Origin of the sequence: Azospirillum baldaniorum (assembly GCF_003119195.2) — a bacterium.
In the GTDB taxonomy this organism is placed as follows: domain Bacteria; phylum Pseudomonadota; class Alphaproteobacteria; order Azospirillales; family Azospirillaceae; genus Azospirillum; species Azospirillum baldaniorum.
This window is the reverse complement of the sequence record NZ_CP022256.1, coordinates 67,330-86,516: the sequence shown is the minus strand read 5'-3', so window position 1 is coordinate 86,516 and position 19,187 is coordinate 67,330. Positions and strand designations below refer to the sequence as shown.

The 19,187-nt window shown below is 68.2% G+C and carries 14 protein-coding genes; 9 read left to right on the top strand and 5 right to left on the bottom strand.

Annotation, left to right across the window (positions count from 1 at the left end; genetic code table 11):
• Positions 1-13: 13 nt before the first annotated feature.
• Positions 14-856, bottom strand: coding sequence for a class I SAM-dependent methyltransferase (locus tag Sp245p_RS26440; RefSeq protein WP_014200306.1), 843 nt, complete (start codon positions 854-856; stop codon positions 14-16).
• A 192-nt stretch (positions 857-1,048) separates the two neighbouring features.
• On the opposite strand from Sp245p_RS26440, the gene Sp245p_RS35195 reads away from it, so the two are divergent.
• A complete protein-coding gene (locus tag Sp245p_RS35195) occupies positions 1,049-1,219 on the top strand; it encodes a hypothetical protein (protein ID WP_162471590.1) in 171 nt (56 codons plus the stop codon).
• A gap of 125 nt (positions 1,220-1,344) precedes the next feature.
• Here Sp245p_RS35195 and Sp245p_RS26435 read toward each other — a convergent pair whose 3' ends face one another.
• Both Sp245p_RS26435 and Sp245p_RS26430 read right to left on the bottom strand, forming a co-directional pair.
• Positions 1,345-1,953, bottom strand: coding sequence for a hypothetical protein (locus Sp245p_RS26435; protein WP_109139052.1), 609 nt, complete (start codon positions 1,951-1,953; stop codon positions 1,345-1,347).
• Positions 1,938-3,953, bottom strand: coding sequence for a hypothetical protein (locus tag Sp245p_RS26430; RefSeq protein ID WP_109139051.1), 2,016 nt, complete (start codon positions 3,951-3,953; stop codon positions 1,938-1,940). The genes Sp245p_RS26435 and Sp245p_RS26430 overlap by 16 nt, the downstream gene beginning before the upstream one ends.
• Before the next feature lie 253 nt (positions 3,954-4,206).
• On the opposite strand from Sp245p_RS26430, the gene Sp245p_RS26425 reads away from it, so the two are divergent.
• From Sp245p_RS26425 to Sp245p_RS26410, 4 genes are all read left to right on the top strand, one after another.
• Positions 4,207-6,570: a glycosyltransferase family 4 protein gene (locus Sp245p_RS26425; RefSeq protein ID WP_014200309.1), complete on the top strand. Its 2,364-nt coding sequence runs from the start codon at positions 4,207-4,209 to the stop codon at positions 6,568-6,570.
• A 113-nt stretch (positions 6,571-6,683) separates the two neighbouring features.
• The gene (locus Sp245p_RS26420; protein WP_014200310.1) at positions 6,684-7,763 is read left to right on the top strand and encodes an NAD-dependent epimerase/dehydratase family protein; all 1,080 of its coding nucleotides are present in this window, start codon (positions 6,684-6,686) and stop codon (positions 7,761-7,763) included.
• Between the two features lie 49 nt (positions 7,764-7,812).
• Positions 7,813-8,883: an NAD-dependent epimerase/dehydratase family protein gene (locus Sp245p_RS26415; protein WP_014200311.1), complete on the top strand. Its 1,071-nt coding sequence runs from the start codon at positions 7,813-7,815 to the stop codon at positions 8,881-8,883.
• Between the two features lie 63 nt (positions 8,884-8,946).
• A complete protein-coding gene (locus tag Sp245p_RS26410; protein WP_014200312.1) occupies positions 8,947-10,680 on the top strand; it encodes a B12-binding domain-containing radical SAM protein in 1,734 nt (577 codons plus the stop codon).
• Between the two features lie 34 nt (positions 10,681-10,714).
• On the opposite strand, the gene Sp245p_RS26405 is transcribed toward Sp245p_RS26410, so the two are convergent.
• Entirely contained in the window at positions 10,715-13,108 is a 2,394-nt protein-coding gene (locus Sp245p_RS26405) for a glycosyltransferase (RefSeq protein ID WP_041814847.1), read from the bottom strand.
• 232 nt (positions 13,109-13,340) lie between these two features.
• On the opposite strand from Sp245p_RS26405, the gene Sp245p_RS26400 reads away from it, so the two are divergent.
• The 4 genes from Sp245p_RS26400 to Sp245p_RS26390 all read left to right on the top strand — a co-directional run bounded on the left by Sp245p_RS26400 (position 13,341) and on the right by Sp245p_RS26390 (position 18,726).
• Positions 13,341-16,295, top strand: coding sequence for a carbohydrate-binding domain-containing protein (locus tag Sp245p_RS26400; protein ID WP_165360004.1), 2,955 nt, complete (start codon positions 13,341-13,343; stop codon positions 16,293-16,295).
• Positions 16,184-16,678, top strand: coding sequence for a calcium-binding protein (locus Sp245p_RS36590; protein ID WP_109139049.1), 495 nt, complete (start codon positions 16,184-16,186; stop codon positions 16,676-16,678). The genes Sp245p_RS26400 and Sp245p_RS36590 overlap by 112 nt, the downstream gene beginning before the upstream one ends.
• Before the next feature lie 361 nt (positions 16,679-17,039).
• On the top strand, positions 17,040-17,852 hold the full coding sequence (locus Sp245p_RS26395) for an amino acid kinase family protein (RefSeq protein WP_041814848.1): 813 nt from the start codon (positions 17,040-17,042) through the stop codon (positions 17,850-17,852).
• Between the two features lie 13 nt (positions 17,853-17,865).
• Positions 17,866-18,726 carry an amino acid kinase family protein gene (locus tag Sp245p_RS26390; RefSeq protein WP_014200316.1) on the top strand — a complete coding sequence of 287 codons (861 nt, stop codon included), beginning with the start codon at positions 17,866-17,868 and terminating at the stop codon, positions 18,724-18,726.
• Between the two features lie 82 nt (positions 18,727-18,808).
• Here the strand turns inward: Sp245p_RS26390 and Sp245p_RS26385 are convergent, their stop codons facing one another.
• A complete protein-coding gene (locus tag Sp245p_RS26385) occupies positions 18,809-19,108 on the bottom strand; it encodes a hypothetical protein (protein ID WP_014200317.1) in 300 nt (99 codons plus the stop codon).
• Positions 19,109-19,187: the final 79 nt, after the last annotated feature.

The window sequence follows — 19,187 nt, the reverse complement described above, 5'->3', positions numbered from 1 at the left end:
AGGTGCGGCAGGATCACCGGCGCTTCTCGACGACGTGCGGCCAATGGCCGTCAAATGGCAGGACGGTATCGGAAGCGTAGAAATACAGGTTGTGGCGCGCCGGATGGACCGTCTCGAAAACCTTCACATTGCGGAAATGCGTGAAAAGGCAGTCCACGAGTTCGCCCATGGACGTAAACTCGTGCTCATGCTGGTCCAGATGCTTGCCCGAGTCCATGGCGACGATGGTGTAGCCGCTGAGGCAGCCTTTTCCATCCAGACACGACGATACGGTCTTCAGGATGCCGTCCATCTCATCCGGCGTGAAATGCTCAATGGCGGCGTCCCACACTACATTGTCGAAGGTTTCTTTCGGGATGTCCTTGCGGATGTCCGCGTTCCGGAATTCGACGTTCGGCGCGGCATTGTAGCGCCGGGCGTGCGCGATGGCGTCGGGGTCGAAATCGAGTGCCACGATGCTTCCGGCGAAGGGCGCATAGAAATTCCGCGTATAGTAGCCGTCCCCGCAGCATAGCTCAAGCACCCTCCCGCCCCGCGACAGAGCCAGAACGCCATAGACACCCCGCTCCATCCAGAAGGTGTTCCGGTCGCGGCGCAGCAGGAGATAGGAGTCGATAAAATGATCGAACCATTCCGGCGCAGGCGGGATGCTCCAGTCGTAGCGGAACTTCACGTCGTGGCAGTTGGCGGCGAAGCCACGCGACATGGCGGCCAGTTCCGCCACGGCCTCGGCGATGGGAACGCTCGGCTTGTCCAACATTTCCTCGATGCGCCCCATGGCCTCGGCATGGACCTTGAGCAGGGTCCGGATGTCCCGGGCAAGATCCGCTGCCTTGTCCTCGCTGATGCGCTTCACGGCTTTCTCCCTCGCGGCCGGCCATTCCTCGGCCCGATGGGACCGAGCCGCCGGCCGAGATCATACGTTGGAACCAGTCTTCCCAAAACCCTTGTTCAGCCCCTCCGCCCCGTCCGTGCCAGGGGACGGCGCAGCCATCACCCGCCGCCCGGTGGAACGGTTCTGATCATGGGGGTGATTCGGCAGTGCAGATTGAAGCGTATCGAGGGATTCAACCAAGCACGCGGCGGCGGTGTGATCGTGCGCAAGGCCGCCCGCGGCTACACGCTCCTCAGGGAACGCACCGGCACCCCCATCGCGCGGTTGCGGCCGTCCGGCAACGGCGACACGGTCCAGGTGCTCTGGTGGAACGGCGAGCGCTGAGGAGCCTCAGGCCCGCTGGGGATTGCCACCATGGCCCCCGACCGCGCCCTCGACTACATCGCCAACGAGCCGGACTTCTGGATACACGCCTGATCCACTGACCCCAAAATTGGCCAAAGTCGAGCTCAACGCTGACAATGCCCTCCCTTGCGCAGGAACCAGACCGAACAGGTGCGAGGGCCGTGATCGTCGCGCGTCACCAAATGCGGCCGGCGCTCCGAATCCTCTCCCTGCACAGCAATCCGGTCCAGCGTGGCGTCGCTCAGGCTCCAGTCCCTGCTCCCGCACAATTCCAGTCCGCTCCTTTCGGCAAGGATGGCCATCACCGCGGCGACCCGGCCCGGAGTCAGGCGATCCCTCCGTCCCCGCCCATCGAGAGCGGTCTCCACAGAGCAGGCGATGACCCCATCCCCGGCTAACCTGTGCACGGTGCTGCGTAGAATGGCATCGGCCTGCCGCAATCCGACTATCAGCAGGGTGTTCTGCGGAATGAAGACAGCATTCCACGAGCGGTCTGGCGGTATGGAGTCCAGATCGGGGAGGATGGACATCCGGTCCGCCCGACGCATCCGCCGCCGCGCCAGCCAGCCAGCCTCATGCCCCTGGAGGTCGATGACATCAACCCCGGCGCTCCGGAGGGACAGGAAATGGCCCAGCCCGTCCGGCACTCGGCTAATGACCGCACAGCGGGCATCATACCCGATCACGCCAAGCTGCCTCATCCCGTACAGCATGTGAGTGCGTTCCCACACCCCGCGGCTGCGCTTGAAATAGGCGTAGGTGGACGCCCGGAAAGGCAGGCCGTCACGCGTGAACTCCTCGGCGGCAGCCCGCCAGTGGACATCCTCCCAATCCTCCGCCGCGCAGAGCTTATTGAGCAGCGGCGGGCCAGGGGGCCTGGAAGAAACGATGAGAGGATCGATGCGCTCCCGCAATGCACGACTCGGCCGGTTCCGTTCGATCCAACGTCTCCGCTCCTGCCGCACCGGCTCAGGCACCCCCCCCCAACAACGTCCAGCAGCGCCAGAGCGACCGCCGTGCAGCGGTGCGGTTCAACGGCATCCGGCCCTTCGGCGGCAAGAATGCGGTCCAGATCGCCGCGCGCGATCTCGACCTCCTGCCGGTCGATGGAAAAGGCCCGGCCCAGGGCCGCTCCGAGGCGCCGCCCGGTCTCGTCCGCCGCCCCATCGGATCGGACGGCGAGCCCTGTGCGGCGGACCTGCCCATGCCGGACGCGCGTGCTGAACATCGTGTGCGTGAACATGACCCGCTCTCCGAAGCGCATGCCGAAGAACGTGTTGACCGCAGGCACGCCGATGAAACGCCTCGGCGTGCCCTTGCCCGCCGCGAGGCGTTGGCGCTCCCGTTCCGTCTGCTGAATGAAGAGGCCGTAGATCAGGCCGAGTTGCTTCAGCCCTTCCTCCGGAATCCCCTCGAAGCAGGGGCAGGGGTCCTGGGCAAGCCAGACGTCATCCAGGGCGAATTCGAACAGAAACAGAGAGGCCCGGCGGTCGAGTTCCAGCGCATCGACGGCTTTCACGCCAGGGACTTCATCCGGAATCACCCCACCTTCGGGCACCAGAACCGCCTCGCCATGGCCGAGCGCCCGCCAAGCCCGCAGCGTGCGTTCGAACATCCCACGGTGACTGCCGACATAGGCCAGCACCGCATCCGGCGGCGCCGTCGCCAAGAGATCCGCGACATAGGGAAGCGCGTGGTCCGGGTCGAGCCGCAAACGGAAACGGGCGCTGAAATTGGTGAAGTCGTTCCATGCCTCACGTCCGGGATCGTCCTGCGCCGGGAGACTCTCTTCCAGGGCGGCGGGCAGGCGACCGGAAGGCGGAGCGTCCGCGCGGAACTCCTCCAGCGCATGACGCGCCAGGCCCCAACGCTCCGCCTGCTCGGGCAGGTCGTCCCGAACGACACGGTCGATGTAGCGCACCGGATCGTTCATGACCGTGTCGTCGCGATGGATCGCGGTGGGAAGACGGGTGTGGCCACAATGATAGGCCAGGACTTGGTCCGACAGGGAGTCGACACGCCCATACCGGCGGTGCAGCCGATGGCACAGGTTCATGTCGACGTTCCACCCCGCCAGCATGTCCTCGTTGAAGCCATGGATCGCGAACAGATCCGACCGGAGGGCAAGCTGGAAGTCTCCGATGCCGTCAAAACGCGTGATGGGATCGGTGTGCACCAGCTCGTTCAGGTGAAAACGTGCACCCCACCAGCGAAACCGTTCGATCGCCAAGCGGGGATCGCGGCGGTCCAAGGATTCCCACAGCGATTCCGGCACTTCGAAACGCGGCACCTGATAGAAGCCGTCGGGCAACCCGTCCACCAGCTCCGACAGGGAACGGCCCCCATCCCGGCGGAGGAAAACCATGTCGGTGTTCGTGGACAATATCCAGCGGTTGTGCGGATTGGAGCGGCGCAAGCCCACGTTCCGGGCGACCGATTCTACGGTCGCATAGCTGGTCCGGTCGGCGAAAAGTGCATGCAGCGCCGGACGAACGCGAACGACACGCAGAATCTCTCGGGAGCGCCCGGTCAACGTATCGAGAATCGCTTCGACGAAGGTCGGCAGATCGTCAGGCGTGTTGTAATCGACGAAGACGATCTCATCACCGGGAGCGGTCAAAACCTCTGCGATGCTGTTGAGGCTAAGAGCGGCGCGTTTGTGCAGATTATAGCCGTGCGAGTCGTTCCTGCCGTAGACAATGACGGAAATCATGAAATATCACCGGCTCTGCAAAACAAGACGGCAGGCTCTCTGTAAGAAAGGCCACAGCCAGCCCACCACACCCACCAACTTCTGAAACAAAATCCCGAGCTACGCAACCCATCTTTGAAAAGACGCAAGAAGCGGTTGTCCTTAATATTTTTGTCTTGACCGCCAGCAAAACCAGTCGGAGGGTGGCCGGACTTTCCGCTGCGCCCTTCCCGGATTATCGATGCCGATCCCTTCACCGCTGGGTCCGGATGACATGGCCCGCTATGCCCAGGCCGCCGTCATCTTCGTCGCGCAGGACGGGTTCAAACTGGCGCCGGCCCGCGTGCGCGCCTACAGCTTCGCAAAGCTGGTCAACCAACGCGGCATCCGCGCGGAAGTGCTGTCCTTCTTCGACCATCTCGGCGCGGCGGAACAGGGGGGGCCGGTGGCCGGTCTGGCGGAGGAGGAGAAACTCCGCCTGAATCTGGCGGCCTTCGAGGTGTTGTCCCAGAACCCGCGGGCGCTGCTCTACGTGCAGAAGGCCGGCTACCACGCCATCGCCTGCCTGATGGCGGCGGCCCGCAACGGCAACCGGATCGTCCTCGACTACGACGACTACGATCTGGGCAACCAGCCGTTCCGCCGGATCGAGCCCTGGCTGCCGTCGCTGAAGCCTGAGGAGTTCCTCGGTCGCTTCGCCGCTCGGGCGCAGGCCTGCGTGGCGTCGAGCCAGAGCATCCTCGACCTGCTCACCCCCTTCAACCCGAACACCCACCTCGTCCACACGGTGGCGGACCGCGACGTCTTCAATCCCGACCGCCGCGGCGAACCGCGCCGGCTCTTCGGCGACTCCGTGAACATCCTGTGGTGCGGCGACGTGTGGGGCGACATCCCTATGAAGGACATCGTCTTCGGTGTCGACGCCTTCGCGCTGGTGCCAAGCCGCATTCGCGGCAAGGCCCGCTTCCACATCATCGGCTTCGGCCGCGCCTGGGAGGAGTTGAAGCGGCGCCTGCGGCAACGCCACCCGGAGATGGACAATCTGGTCTTCCACGAGCACATTCCCCCGGGGGAGTTCGGTGCGGTGCTCACCGAGATGGACATCGGCGTGCTGCCCTACGCCGACAACGCGTTCAACGCGTCGAAAAGCCCGACCAAGATGTTCGAGTACATGCTGGCCAAGGTGGCGATCTGCGCCACGCCGGTCGGCGAGGCCGTCCACTGCCTGGAGGACGGCACGTCCATCCTTCTCGGCAAAGAGCTGGAAGACTTCTCCGCTCGGCTGGCGACGCTGATCGACGACGACGGCAAGCGCCAGGCCGTGGCCGTGGCCGCCTATGAGCGGGCGCTCGCCGATTACACGCTGGACGCCGTCGGTGACCGGCTGACCGCCATCATCCGGCAGGCCATGGCACCGGAAACCCCATCCGGCCCGGTGGGGGTGCCGCTCGAAACCTTCATGCGGCAGGCCCTGGACCGCCGGCTGGCAATGCCCTCGCGCGAGGTGGCGCTTGCCCGCGGCGATCTGAAGGCGGCGGCGGCGGCTCCCGACCTCGCCGCCGTCGATCCGCGCCGCTGGTCGGCGCCGCTGCTGGCGCTTCTGGACTGGCCGGGCGCCGCGCGGAGCGAAGGCGTGCCCGAAGAGACTCTGGCCCGCGTCCGGGATGCGGCGCTCCGCCACCGCAACGCCCGCCGCCTGCGCCCGCGCCTGCGCATCGCCGCTACGGAACGGCCGGTCGGGCCGCCGTGCCTCGGCAAGCTGGCCGCATCGGAGGATTGGGAGGACCCGGCCTGGTTCGCCTGGGCGCAGCGCTTCAAGACGAACTGCGGAACCTTTCACGTCAGCGCCGCCGACAACATTCCCGATTTCGAGGCGCTGCGGGACGACGACCTGCTCAACCACGTCTACAGCTACTTCAAGCGCAGCCGGGGGACGTGGGAGCGTGTGCACCTCCTGTACGGCCTCGACCGGCTGGGGCTGCTCGGGGGGACAGCCCGGATGCTGGCCGTCAGCACCGCGGTCGATGGCGTCTATCTGGCCCTGACGGAATGGGTCTCCCATGTGGACGTGCTGGACATCGGCCCCGGAGCCGCGGCGCGGGCCGGGTGCGCGGCGGCGGGCGAATTGGACACGTGGCTGCTGAAACCGCGTCTGTTCCACCGTGACCGGATCACCATCCACCACGGCCAGCCCGAAGCCGCCGGGCAACGATCCGGGGACGCCCCCTGGAACGCGGTCCTTCTGCTCCAGGACGCGATCTTCGATCCGAACGCCGATGGTCTGCTCGCCTGGGCGGACGAGCGGTTGGCGGACGGCGGCGTCCTGGCCGTGATGGGCCGGCTGCGCCTCGACGGCGGCACGGATGTGGCCGGTCTCGGCCCCGACCTAGCCGGAGAGGGACTCGCGGCCCTGTTCGCGCGGCACACCGGCTTCGAACTGCTGGGCGGATTCGACGCATCGCTGAGCGACGCGACGCTCGACCGGCTGGTGCGGACCGGCGCGCCCGGCGCGGAAAATCCGCATCTGGTGGCGCTGACCGGCGACACCCTGCACACGTCCGTGGTCTGGTTCTGCCGCAAGACGGGCCCCACGGTGCCCGGCGGCTGGACGCGGCTGGCGACGGCGCTGCGCGCCTGACGGGAGAGCCCGGCCGCACGCAGGATTTGAGGCTTTGTTAACCGCCCCTCTTCGATCATCGCCCCATTGATCATCGCCTCATCCCGCTGCAAGAGATCCGGACCACCCGCGCCATGAACGCCACACGCCCTTACAGGATCGTCGTCACCGGCGGGGCCGGCTTCGTGGGGTCCAACCTCGCTCTTCTGTTCAAGCGCGACCGGCCCGAAGCCGAGATCGTGGCCTTCGACAACCTGCGCCGACGCGGCTCCGAACTGGCCCTGGAGCGCCTGCGCGCGGGCGGCGTGCGCTTCGCCCATGGCGACGTGCGCAACCCGGAGGATCTGGAGGAACTCGGCGCCTTCGACCTGCTGCTGGAATGCTCCGCCGAGCCGTCGGTGCACGCCGGCTATGACGGCAGCCCGGCCTATGTCATCAACACCAACCTCGTCGGCACGGTGAACTGCCTGGAGGCGGCGCGGCGCCACGGCGCCGACATGGTGTTCCTGTCCACCAGCCGCGTCTATCCCATCGACCCGCTGCGCCGGCTCCCGTTGGAGCGCGGCGCCACGCGACTGGTCCTGCCGGACGGCGCCGCCGGGCCGGGCTGGTCGGCGGCCGGGATTTCCACGGACTTCCCGATGCCGGGCAGCCGCTCCATCTACGGCGCCACCAAGCTGGCGTCGGAACTGATGATCGAGGAATACGGCGCCATGTACGGCCTGCGTGCCGTGATCAACCGGTGCGGCGTGTTGACCGGCCCCTGGCAGATGGGCAAGGTCGACCAGGGCGTCGTCGTGCTGTGGGCGGCCCGGCATCTGTATGGCGGAACCCTGTCCTACAGCGGTTTCGGCGGCGAGGGGCTTCAAGTGCGCGACATGCTGCATGTCACCGACCTGTACGATCTGCTGAGGGTGCAGGTGGCCGGCATGGACCGGTTCAAGGGCCGGATCTTCAACGTGGGCGGCGGGCCGGAGGTGAGCGTCTCGCTGGCCGAGCTGACCGCGCTCTGCGCGGAGCGGGCGGGCCGGAGCATCCCCATCGCCGCCAGCCCGGAAACCCGCGCCGCCGACATCCCCTGGTACGTGACCGACAACGCGGACGTCACGCAGGCGACCGGCTGGCGTCCACGACGGACACCCGGCGCCATCATGGACGAGCTGTTCGGCTGGCTGGACGCCAACCGGCGCATCCTGGAACCGATTCTGTTATAGACGACGCTTGGCGGTCCCCCGCTTCACTTTCCCCGAGGAGAACTCCCTCATGTCCGTCGTCATCGTCACTGGGTCCGCCGGCCTGATCGGCGCCGAAGCCGTCGGCTTCTTCGCGGAGAAGGGGTTCGACGTCGTCGGCGTGGACAACGACATGCGCCGCTACTTCTTCGGCGACGAGGCGAGCACGGCCTGGAGCCGGGAGCGGCTGGAGAAGCGGCACCCGTCCTACAGCCATGTCACCGCGGACATCCGCGACCAGGACGCCATCGACGCGCTGTTCGCGCGGTACGGCTCGTCCATCGCGCTGGTGATCCACACGGCCGCCCAGCCCTCGCACGATTGGGCGGCGCGGGAGCCCTTCACCGACTTCTCGGTCAACGCCAACGGCACGCTGAACCTGCTGGAGGCCGCGCGGCGCCATTGCCCGGACGCCCCCTTCATCTTCACCTCCACCAACAAGGTCTACGGCGACACGCCCAACGCGCTGCCGCTGGTGGAGTTGGAAACCCGTTGGGAACTGGCCCCGTCCCACCCCTGGGCCGCCCACGGCATCCCGGAGGCGATGAGCATCGACCAGACCAAGCACAGCCTGTTCGGCGCCTCCAAGGTGGCCGCGGACGTGATGGTGCAGGAATACGGGCGCTATTTCGGCATGAAGACCGCCTGCTTCCGCGGCGGCTGCCTGACCGGGCCGGGCCATTCCGGCGCCCAGCTCCACGGCTTCCTGGCCTATCTGGTGAAATGCGCGGTCACCGGCACGCCTTACCGGGTGTTCGGCTACAAAGGCAAGCAGGTGCGCGACAACATCCATTCCTTCGATCTGGTGAACGCCTTCTGGCACGTCTTCCAGAAGCCGCGCAGCGCCGAGGTCTACAACATCGGCGGCGGGCGTCACTCCAACTGCTCGATGGCGGAGGCCATCACGAAGGCCGAGCAGCTGACCGGCCGCCCGATGATCTGGAGCTACGACGAGACCAACCGGATCGGCGACCACATCTGGTGGATCAGCGACATCCGGCGTTTCCAGGAGCATTATCCGGACTGGTCGCTGACCCGCGACATCGACGGCATTCTGGCCGAGATGCACGCTGAGATGGCCGACCGTTTCGCCCGCCAGTGATTGCCGGCCCGTGATGGCCGGCCTGAGAATGACGATCCGCGGGGAGCGGTGGAAGGAAGCGCGATGAAGGTCCTGTTCAGCAATCCGCCCTGGTGGATCAAGCGGTTCGAGTTCGCGGGCGACGACGCCCCGGCCTCGGCCTGGTTCAGCGGCGTGCGCGCCGGTTCACGGTGGCCGCACACCAACCAGGCCCACTCCTCGCCCGGCAACTTCGTGTTCGGGGAGTATCTGCCCTATCCCTTCTTCATGGGCTACGCCGCGTCCTACGCCGCCAAGGCCACCGGGGCCAAGGTCGTCTTCCGCGATTCCATCGCGCTGCGCGAATCCTACGACAGCTATTTCCAGCATCTGCGGGACGAGCGGTACGAGTACATCTTCATCGAGACGGCGACGCCCTGCTGGGACCACGACCAGACCATCGTGCGACGCGTCAAGGAGATCCTGCCCGACACCAAGATCGTGCTGACCGGCGCCATGTCCGCCAAGGGCGAGGCGGTGATGGAGCAGTTCCCCATCCACGCCGTCATCCAGGGCGAGTACGAGAAGGGCAGCGTGCGCGTGCTGAACGGCGCGTCGGGTGTGCTTCCCCACGAGCTGCTGACGGTGGCGGAGATGAACGCCGCGCCCTACCCCTACTTCGACGAGGTCATCGCCCATCGCTATTGGGACGTGAACCCCGCCGGGCAGAAGGCGCCGCAGCTCCAGGTCTGGGCCAGCCGCGGCTGCCCCTACAAGTGCATCTTCTGCGTCTGGCCGGCAACCATGACCGGCAACGACCCGGACGGCACCGGCAAGCGCTCGGTCCGCTTCTACGAGCCGGACTATGTGGAAGGGATGCTGCGCGATCTGGTCGGACGCTACGGCTACCGGTCCATCTATTTCGACGACGACACCTTCAACCTCGGCGACAAGCACGTTCTGGGGATCTGCGAGGTGATGACCCGCATCGGCCTGCCCTGGTCGGCCATGTGCCGCGCCGACACCATCAAGCTGGAGACGTGGCGGGCCATGCGCGACAGCGGCTGCTTCGGCGTCAAGCTGGGCTTCGAGAGCGGCAACCAGTGGGTCAACGACAACATCGTCAACAAGCGCCTGAACCTGGAGACCGCGCGCGCTGCGGTGCATGAGATCAAGCGCCTGGGCATGACGGTCCACGGCACCTTCACCTACGGCCTGCCGGGCGAAACGCGCGAGCAGATGCAGGACACCAAGTCCTACATCGCCAGCCTGCCGCTCGACACCTTCCAGGAGACGGGCTGCGGCGAGATCGAAGGCACGCCCATGTCCACCCTGAGGGAGAAGGGCCATCTCGACCGCTACGCCGGGGCGGCGCTCGACGAGCAGTATCTCTACGTGCCGGACGGCGGCGAGAAGATGCGCCGTTTGTCCGAAGGCGACCTCGCCATCGGGGCCGACAAGGCCAAGAGCAGCTCCGACTACCTCATCCGCCAGTGGCGCGCGCTGGGTGCTGCGGTGACCGAAGCCGCGGCCGACGGCCCTGTGGCCCTGTGGGGCATCGGCACCGACTTCTTCGAGACGCTGGGGCAGGTGCCGGCGCTGAGGCCGCTCATCACGGAAGGCCGCGTGCGGCTGTTCGACGGCAAGCTGGCCGGCCAGTCGCTGGACGGCGCCCCGGTGGAGGCCCCCGCCGCTCTGCCCGGCTTCGCGGGGCCGGTCTTCCTGACGCCGCGCATCGTCTCCTCCCGCACGGCAATGCGGCAGGACGCGGCGCGGCTGGGAATTTCCGCCGCCATCCTGCGCGATCTCTACGACGACGCGCCCGTTCTGGCGGAGTAAGGTCCGGCGGAGTGAAACCGGACGGAGAGGCCGGTCAGGCCAGGAACCCGGCCAGCCTCTCCCACCCGCCGTCCGGGATATCGGCCCGCTTGCTGACGAACCAGACGGCGGTGATGTGCAGGGCCTCGCCGGTGCGGGCGGCGAAGTTCGGGTTCCCGGAACCCGGCGCGCCGGTCGTCACGAACCGGTCGAGCGTGGCGTCGCTGAGCGACAGGTCCACCGCCCCCGGTAACTCCAGCCCGGTATCCGACAAGGCGTCTCCCAGGCCCTCGGCCTGACGCGGGGTGAGCCCCGGTACGCCCGGACGCCCGTTCAGCCGGATCTCCGCCGAAAAGGCCAGAACTCCGCCCGGGGCCAGACGCCGGTCGATCCAGGTCAGAAGCGCCGCCGCCTTTCCCTCCGCCACCAAGCGCGGCAGCGTGTTCTGGGGCAGGACAGCGATGTCCCACAGCGCGTCGGCGAACAGATCCGCCCCCGGTGCGCCATGGTGGATCACGATGCGGTCGCGATGGAAGCGGCGCGGCTTGGCGAGCCAGGGGTCGCGATCGCCGCGCGCCACCCGCTCCGCGTGGGCCGCCGCCCCCGGCCCGACATCGACCACCCCGACGCACCGCGCCAGTTCGGTCAGCATGAGGTAGAAGCCGTCCACCTCGGCGCTCAGCACCAGGGCGCGGGGGCTCTGTTCCAGAAGCCCCAGCCGGTCGAGGCCGTAGAGGAACTGCGCGCGCTCCCAGGTGCCGCGGCTGCGCTTGAAGAAATTGTCGATGTTGTTGCGGGCGTCCTCATCGCGGCGACGCTCCGCGTCGGCGTCATCGATGTAGGGGGCCTGAAAGGTCGAGACGTTGGTCCGCACCCGCACTGCCCACGGCCGCCAGGATGGGTCATCCCAATCCTCCGCCGCGGCGAGCTTGCTGAGCGCCGGGGGGCCGGGGGGGCGTTCCTGTACCGGCAGGAGGATCTCCGGGCGCAGCCGGGCGGCGTTGCGGTGGCGCGCCGCCGCGGCCTTCAGGGCGGCCACGCGGTCCGGCGCCACCCGCTCCACGCTGGTCAGGCCGGGCCAGTCGAGGGCAGCGACCAGCGGTCCGCTCCAGCGGCGCGGGTCGGCACCCTCCAGGTCCTCGGTGGCCAGCAAGGCTTCCAGGTCGCGGCGCATCAGATGCACCTCGCGCGGGGCCGGCGGGACCGGCCGGGCAAGGCGGGCGGCCAGGAAATCCTCCAGTGTCGTCACGGGCGGGGCCTCCGCCCGCTCCTGCGGTTCCAGCAGGCCGCGGACGACGGCGGCCAGCCGCGGAGCGATGCCCTGGAGGGAAAAACGCTCCATCGCCACCCGGTGGGCGGCCTCGGCCACGTCCCGACGGAAGGCGTCGTCGCCGATCAGTCGGGCAAGCGCCGCGGAGTAGCCCTCCATCCCCTCGGCCAGCAGGCCGGACACGCCGTTTTCCAGGCAGTGCGTCACCTCGCCCACCGGCGTGGCGCAGACCGCCACCTTGGCCAGCAGGAACTCGAACATCTTGGTCGGGCTCTTGGCGACATTGAACTCGTTGGCCGAATAGGGCAGCACGCCGATGTCCATCTCCCGCAGCACGGCGGGGATCTCGGTGGGCGGAATGAACTCGTGCAGTTCGAGGTTGGGCAGGTCCGGAAACCGCTCCCTCAGGCGGCGCTTCAACTCTTCCCAGGCCCGCCCGAAGCCGATGATGTGAAAACAGGCGCGGTCGCGCACGGCGCGGGGAACCAGCGTGAAGGCGTCCACCGCGAACAGCACGTCCTTCATGGGGATGTCGCCCCAGAAGTCGCCGGAATAGAGGATGTTGACCCGGTCCCCGAAGCGGCGGCGCGGCGCGTTCCGCCCGTCCGCGGTGAACAGGTCCTGATCGGCCACCGTGTGGATCAGGTGCGTGTTCGGGTTCAGCGGAGCCAACAGCGTTTCCAGCCGGTGGCTGGCCGCGACGCAGGCCCCGGCCCGGTTGGCCACCGTGTGGAAGAGCTGGTCGGGGCGCAGACTGGGGAACCAGGGCTCCAGCCGGCGGAAGGGCTGCATGTCCAGCTCGTAGTCGTCGTAGTCGAGCACGATCCGGTTGCCGCCGCGCTCCGCCGCCAGGGCCGCAGCCAGCGTGTGGTAGCCCACCTTCTGCACATAGAGGACCGCCCGCGGGTTGCTCGCCAGCACCCGGTGGGCCTCCAGGTTCAGGCGGATCTTCTCCTCCTCGGGGATGGTGGAGAGGGCGCCGGCCTGATCGGCGGCGCCCAGATGGTCGAAGAAGGACAGCACCTCCGCCCGCAGCCCCTGCTGGCGCAGCGCCTTGGCGAAGTTGTAGCAGCGCACCCGCGCGGAGGGCTGTCGGAAGCCGTCCTGGGCCAGGAAAATCACGTCCGCCGCCGCGTAGCGGGCGAGGGCATCCGCGTCGAAGGTCGGCGGCAGGGTCATGAATGGCTCGGCGTAGGGGGGCGGGAGGCGGAGGGGCACCGCTATCTACCGCCGCTCCGCGAGCCCCGGCAAGCCTTCCCGCATGGGCTGTGACCAGTGTCCCGGCTGTGGCCATTCTGGGACCAATGTCACACACCCAATCGATAGTGGTATGCCAGTTTTGGAGCGCGAGGGAGCATTCCGCAACCCTCGGGACGGGCGGTTTCCCCGCCCGCAGGCTCCAGGACCCCGCATGTCCACGTCCCCGCAACGGACCATCGACATCCCGATCGTCGTGAACGCCTGGGGCGTGTCCGCCGGCCAAGCGCCGCATTTCCGGCTGCTGGTCGACGGCGTGATGATCGGCGAGGCGTGGGTCGCCGCCACCTCCAGCACGCCCTACCGCTTCACCGCCACGGTCGATCCCGATCAGGCCCACCGGATTTCGATCTGGTACGACAACGACGGGATGGTGAACGGGGTGGACCGCAACCTCTTCGTCGGCTCCATCCTCGTCGACGGGCAGGAGGTCAAATCCACCGACGCGCGGGCCACCTACGACAAGGGTGCGGTGGACGGGAAGGACGTGGTTCCCGGCCAGGTCGGGCTCTATTGGGGCGGACTGCTGTCCTTCGGTCTGGGCGAGGAGATGTTCGGCGGCCCTCTGGTCCGCCCGCCGCCCAAGCCGGAGGAGGTCATCACCCGGCCCATCCCCATCACCGTCGAGGCGGCGCGCGGCGCGTCCGCCACCGGGCCGGTGCGCTTCAAGGTCCTGGTGGACGGCACGCTGGTTGGGGAGGCGGAGGCCGCGTCCGGCACCGCCGAGCGCTTCATCTTCGGCGTCACCCTGGACCCGTCCATCGCCCACACGGTGCGGATCCTGCCGGTGGACGGGACACCGGCCGGCGCTCTGGCGCTCGGCGCCGTGACGGTGAACGGCAAGACCGTGCTCCCCCCGGCGCCGTCCAACGACGGCTCCGTCACCCTGGCAGTCGCCGCCCCCGTGTTCCAGGGCAGCGCGTCGGACGCCTCGGCTCCGCAGGGCGACGCCTTCTACGTGGCGAAGAACGGCAACGACGCCTGGTCCGGGCGGCTGGCCGCGCCGAACGCCGAGGGCACCGACGGCCCCTTCGCCAGCCTGGAGCGGGCGCAGGCGGCCATGCGCGCCGGCACCGTCAAGACCACCTACGTCCGCGAGGGCTCCTACAATCTGACGGGCACGCTCAGCCTCGGCGCGTCGGACAGCGGCGTCCGCATCCTCGGCTATCCGGGTGAGCAGGCGGTCCTCAGCGGCGGCGAGCGGGTCACCGGCTTCACCTATGAGGGCAACGGCGTCTGGTCGGCGCCTCTGTCCGCGGCGCCGGGGCTGGACGTCACCGTCGACGGCGTGCGCTACCGCCTGGCCTCCAAGGGCGCCTACGACCCGCAGGACCCGACCACCGGCTGGTTCGTCGCCGACGCGAGCGCCTATGGCGCCAGCAAGAACGCGCTGCGCTACCGCGCGGGCGACGTCACCACCGCTGATCTTGTGCCCGGCAGCCGGGTCCAGGTCTTCGACACCGAGCGGCTCCAGGACGCGATCCTGACCGTCGCTGGCATCGACACGGTGACACGCACCCTGACCTTCACCGCCGACGCGCCCTTCACCATGCGCGACGGCTCGACCTTCAAGCTGCTGGGCAACAGCGCCCACGTCGATCAGGTCGGGGAGTTCGCCTACCGCGCCGCGGACGGGCGGCTGGTCATCAAGGCGGGGGAGGACTTCACCGGGACCGGGGTGGAGGTCGCCCGGCTCGGCACGCTGCTGCGGCTGAACGGCGCCAACGGGGTGACGGTCCAAGGGCTGACCTTCACCAACACGACGACGGACGGCAACGCGCTCGACGTCGTCAACGGCGACGTCAACACCATCGCCGGCAACGGCTTCGTGAATGTCGGCACCGGCATCCGGCTGACCCAGGGGTCGGACCGCAATCTGGTCAGCGGCAATTACCTGGACCATCTGGGCATCAACGGCATCGCGCTGACCGGCCAGTCGATCGGCAACACGGTTACCGGCAACCGCATCCAACACATCGGCGAGGTGCGCAAATACGCCGGCGGCATCATGGCGTCGGGGATCAGCGACACGGTGATCTCCCACAACGACATCGACCACAGCTCGCGCTACGGCATCTCGGTCAAGAACTGGGACACCGCGACGATCAGCCTGAACAACGCCATCCTTTACAACCGCGTCCGCAACACGGGGCTGGAGACGGCGGATTCCGGCGGCATCGAGCTGCTTGGGCGGTCGAACCTGAACACCGGCACGCGGATCGAAGGCAACCGGGTCGAGCACACCGGCGGCATCGCCACCACCAGCACCGGCCAGTGGCTGCGCGACTACAAGGGCTACGGCATCTATCTGGACGACCTGACCAGCGGCGTGACCGTCCGGAACAACTTCCTGCGCGACACTGCCTGGGCCGCCGTCATGATCCATGGCGGCCACGACAACACCGTCACCAACAACATCGGCGTGCTGGGCGCCAACGGCGAGAGCTTCATCCGCATCGAATGGGTGCCCCTGGCCGGAGCGGCCGGCATCCCGGCGAACAACACGGTCACCGGCAACCTCGTGTCGGGGGCGGTGCCGCTCGGCGGCTACGTGACGATCCTGTCGGCGGGGCAGAACGCCATCGACGCCAACTTCCTGCATCAGGTCGGCGCCTATGGGGCGAACGACCGGACCGGCGACCCGCTGTTCGCCGACGCCTACAACCACGATTACAGCCTGCTGCCGCTGTCCCCGGCCCTGACGGCCGGCCTCCAGGATCTCGCCTGGACACTGATGGGCATCGTCTCCGGCAACGGCTCGGCGCCTCCGCAGGACGGCGGCGGGACCACCCCCCTGCCCCCTTCCGATCCCCAGGCCAACGAGCCGCCCGCCCCGGTGCCGGTGCCCCAGCCCGACAACAGCACCCCCGCCCCCCGCCCGCCCCCTCTCCGACGCCGGCGCCGGCCACCCCGTCGGTCTCGGCGCCGCTTCCCGACCCGGCTCCGGCGCGGCCCTCCGTGCCTTTCAGCCGGATCGTGGACGGGGTGCAGACGACGGTGGCGGCCTACGCCTACGAGGGGCCGGTCACCACCCTGCAATGGAGCTTCCTGGGAACCGCCGAGGACGAGGTGGTCGGCGGCTCGGACGGCAACGACTTCATCAACCTGATGGGTGGAAACGACGCCGCGTCGGGCGGGGCCGGTGACGACGTGCTGGACGGCGGCTCCGGCTCCAACTGGCTGATCGGCGGGCCGGGCCACGACACCTTCTTCGTGGATGGGCGCGGGGGCGAGGTCACCTGGTCCACCATCGTCGATCTGGAGCGTGGCGAGTGGGCAACCCTCTGGGGCTTCGTGCCCGGACAGTCCCGGCTGACCTGGGAGGAGATGGGCGGCGCCGAAGGCTACAAGGGCGCCACCGTCCGCTGCGACATCGACGGCAACGGCACCATCGACGCCAGCATGACCTTCACCGGCAAGGCCGTGGGCGCCATGACCGTCACCACCGGTATGGCCGGCAGCGAGCCCTACATCGCCTTTATCACCCTGTAGCCGGCTCCTCTCCTTTTCCCCATCCTGGCCCAACATGCGCCGCCGAGCCCACTGGCACGCCCCGGCGGATCCAACGGGCGACAGAGGCGGGGATTCATCGGCGTTATCACCACTCTCTTCATAACGCCATGAAAAACAAAGGTATTTTGATTTTCCGGGTTGACGCGCAACCGGGAAGAGATCACGGTCCCATCAACGATTAATACCAAAGTCAGCATTCCATACGCCGTTCTACGGGATCCACGGATCGGGATCGCACCCGCTTTCCGCCGATTCCGGCGGATGCCCTTTCCCCTGGACCGGACCGGGAGGAAACGGCCCCTTACCGACATGCCTTTGAACCGAAAGGGAACAGCCCCTCATGACCAGCACGACAGCGGAGCTTGAAGCGCTCCTCATGCAGCGGTCGCTGACCGACGCGCAGCTTCTGGCGGCGGCGGAGGCCGCGGCGGACTTCCGCATCCTGCCGAACGCGACGGTGCTCAAGATCGGCGGGCAGAGCGTCATCGACCGCGGCCGCGCCGCCGTCTACCCGCTGGTCGACGAGATCGTCGCCGCCCGCAAGGAGCACAAGCTGCTGATCGGCACCGGCGCCGGCACCCGCGCCCGCCACATCTACTCGATCGCGGCGGGGCTGAACCTGCCGGCTGGCCTGCTCTCGCAGCTCGGCGGCTCGGTCGCCGACCAGAACGCCGCCATGCTTGGCCAACTCCTTGCCAAGCACGGCATCTCCGCGGTGGATGGCGCCGGTCTGTCGTCGGTACCGTTATTCCTGGCCGAAGTAAACGCCGTCGTCTTCAGCGGCATGCCACCCTACAAGCTGTGGATGCGCCCCGCCGCCGAGGGCGTCATTCCGCCCTACCGCACCGACGCCGGCTGCTTCCTGGTGGCCGAGCAGTTCGGCTGCCGGGCGATGATCTACGTGAAGGACGAGAACGGGCTCTACACCGAGAACCCGAAGACCTCCAGGAACGCCACCTTCATCCCGAAAATCTCGGTGGACGAGATGAAGGCGAAAGGGCTGCAGGACTCGATCCTGGAATTCCCGGTGCTCGACCTGCTGAAAAACGCCCGCCACGTCCGCGAAGTGCAGGTCGTCAACGGCCTCGTCCCCGGCAACCTGACCCGCGCGCTCGCCGGCGAGCATGTCGGCACCATCATCACCGCGCGCTGAAGGACCACACGCCATGTCCGATACCCAGCACAAGAAGCATGCCAACAGCATCAAGCATGTGGCCTCGCCGCTCGCGCGCCAGACCCTTCTCGACGGCAGCCTGACCGCCCCGGTCGCCGGCGTCCGCCCGATCCGCCTGCTGCCCTGGCTCCAGGTCGTGAAGATCGGCGGGCGGTCGATCATGGACCGCGGCCACGAAGCGATCCTGCCGATCGTCGAGGAGATCCGCAGCGTCCTGCCGGAGCATCGGCTGCTGATCCTGACCGGCGCCGGCATCCGCGCCCGCCATCTCTACAGCGTCGGGCTGGATCTCGGCCTTCCGGTCGGCTCGCTCGCCCCGCTCGCCGCGACGGAAGCCGGGCAGAACGGCCACATCCTGGCCGCGCTGCTCTCGCCGGACGGCGTGTCCTACGTCGAGCACGGTACCATCGCGAACCAGTTGGCGGTCCATCTGTCGGCCGCCCGAGCGGTGGTGGGCAGCGCCTTCCCGCCCTACCATCACCACGAGTTCCCCGGCTCGCGCATTCCGCAGCACCGGGCCGACACCGGGGCCTTCCTGCTGGCCGACGCCCTGGGCGCCGCCGGGCTGACCATCGTGGAGGATGTGGACGGCATCTACAGCGCCGACCCGAACGGCCCCGAGGGCGGAACGGCGGAGCTGCTGCGCGAGACCACCGCCACCGAACTGGCCAAGCGGGACGGCACGCTGCCGCTGGACGGCGCGCTGCTGGAGGTGATGGCGAACGCCCGCCACCTGGAGCGCGTGCAGGTCGTGAACGGGCTGGTTCCGGGCCGCCTGACCGCCGCGCTGCGCGGCGAGCATGTCGGCACCATCATCCGCACCGGCATCCGCACGGGCGCTCGCCCGCTCTGAGCGGCCCCGCTCCGTCAGAGAACGACGAAGGCGTCCGGTGCCGTCACCGGACGCCTTTCGTGCAGCGTGCGCCTTCAGAAATTCAGTTGCTCGCCACCGGCTTGCGGACGGCCTTCTGTCCGTCGGCCTTCGCCACGGCCTTCACGACGGGCGGCGCCATGTCCTCCGAGGACGCCTGCTGAAGCCGGCCCTGCGGGCTCGCCTTCGACGGAAAGGCCACCGGCAGCAGCATCGCGGCGAAGACGGCGACGGCGATCAGGGTCTTCACGGCTTCCCAGGCGAAGCCGCCGCGGCGCGGAGACTTGGACTGCAAGAGGGCGTCATCCGCCTCCAGGGCGGTCGCCGAGGCAGCCGCCATCGGCTGGACTGCGGTCATGGACATGGCAGGCACTCGTGTTCGGGTTCGCCGGATTGGTACCCACACCATCGCAAGGGTCATGCCATACCCCGCGCCCTGAACC

Coding starts and splice junctions, on each gene's coding strand:
- Sp245p_RS26435 (WP_109139052.1), bottom strand. CDS start 1,953: ATGCTGTACGGGATGAGGCAGCTTGGCGTGATCGGGTATGATGCCCGC.
- Sp245p_RS26430 (WP_109139051.1), bottom strand. CDS start 3,953: ATGATTTCCGTCATTGTCTACGGCAGGAACGACTCGCACGGCTATAAT.
- Sp245p_RS26425 (WP_014200309.1), top strand. CDS start 4,207: ATGGCCCGCTATGCCCAGGCCGCCGTCATCTTCGTCGCGCAGGACGGG.
- Sp245p_RS26420 (WP_014200310.1), top strand. CDS start 6,684: ATGAACGCCACACGCCCTTACAGGATCGTCGTCACCGGCGGGGCCGGC.
- Sp245p_RS26415 (WP_014200311.1), top strand. CDS start 7,813: ATGTCCGTCGTCATCGTCACTGGGTCCGCCGGCCTGATCGGCGCCGAA.
- Sp245p_RS26410 (WP_014200312.1), top strand. CDS start 8,947: ATGAAGGTCCTGTTCAGCAATCCGCCCTGGTGGATCAAGCGGTTCGAG.
- Sp245p_RS26405 (WP_041814847.1), bottom strand. CDS start 13,108: ATGACCCTGCCGCCGACCTTCGACGCGGATGCCCTCGCCCGCTACGCG.
- Sp245p_RS26400 (WP_165360004.1), top strand. CDS start 13,341: ATGTCCACGTCCCCGCAACGGACCATCGACATCCCGATCGTCGTGAAC.
- Sp245p_RS26395 (WP_041814848.1), top strand. CDS start 17,040: ATGACCAGCACGACAGCGGAGCTTGAAGCGCTCCTCATGCAGCGGTCG.
- Sp245p_RS26390 (WP_014200316.1), top strand. CDS start 17,866: ATGTCCGATACCCAGCACAAGAAGCATGCCAACAGCATCAAGCATGTG.
- Sp245p_RS26385 (WP_014200317.1), bottom strand. CDS start 19,108: ATGTCCATGACCGCAGTCCAGCCGATGGCGGCTGCCTCGGCGACCGCC.